Below are 812 nucleotides of genomic sequence, written 5' to 3'. Positions count from 1 at the left end.
GTCCAGCTCGTCTTGCAGAATTATCGAGAAGGTTTCGAGGAACGGTTGATTTGCCGCCTGTGCCTGCAGCACGCGAGTCTCCAGCGTATCGCGGACGCCAGACAGGTGGAGTTGTTTGAGCGAACGCTCGATTTCGGGCATTGACATGGTCATTCCTTGTTCTCTCCGGTGGTCAACGACGATTGGTTGAGTTGCTGCCGCGCGCCGAGACTGAACAGCTCGCCGTATTCGGCCGCTGGGCGGATTAGCGCGTGATCCTGGGTAAGAGGCAAAGCGAGCTGGGGCGCCTGATCAAGCTGTTCCAGCGCGCGTTCGAACAATCGCTCGACCAGTCCGCGAACCTGTTTGTAGGATTGCAGACGGTATTGCCGTGCCTGGCTGCAGGCTTGCTCAACGATGCGGGCCGGGTATCTCTTCGCCAGACCGACGATGCCCCACATGCCTCGCTGGCCAACACGTCCCTGGGCCTCAAACATCTGCTGGCAAAGCGCCTTCGTTTGCGGCCCGATGTCGCCTGCGGCTGAGAGCAGGAAGGCCGTCTGCCGGGACGGATTGAACGGACGCTCGTCCTCGGGCAGTAGCAATTGACCTGGCTCGGTGAAACGCGGGTGAATGCGTAACAGCGCTTGTGTCTGGCGATCCCGAACTTCAATGGTTGAATCGAAGACGCGCACCAGCACCGTGCTGCCTATCGCAGCAGGACGGGCTGCGTACCAGCTGTGGTCGATCCGAATGGTTGTATCGTCGGAGACAGTGCGAACGACCTGTTTGAAGTAGCGGAACCCAGTCAGCGGCAATGCCCGCAGGTGCGG

General features: G+C 60.2%; 2 pseudogenes. Both read right to left on the bottom strand.

Annotated features, from left to right (window positions below):
- Nucleotides 1-153 (bottom strand): annotated as a pseudogene (locus AB6809_RS36245) (ATP-binding protein); the annotation flags it as partial.
- Nucleotides 150-812 (bottom strand): annotated as a pseudogene (locus tag AB6809_RS36240) (IS21 family transposase); the annotation flags it as partial. The pseudogenes AB6809_RS36240 and AB6809_RS36245, both read right to left, overlap by 4 nt.

Source organism: Paraburkholderia sp. RCC_158, assembly GCF_041355255.1.
GTDB classification, from domain to species: Bacteria; Pseudomonadota; Gammaproteobacteria; order Burkholderiales; family Burkholderiaceae; genus Paraburkholderia; species Paraburkholderia graminis.
This window is presented reverse-complemented; position numbering and strand designations above follow the sequence as displayed.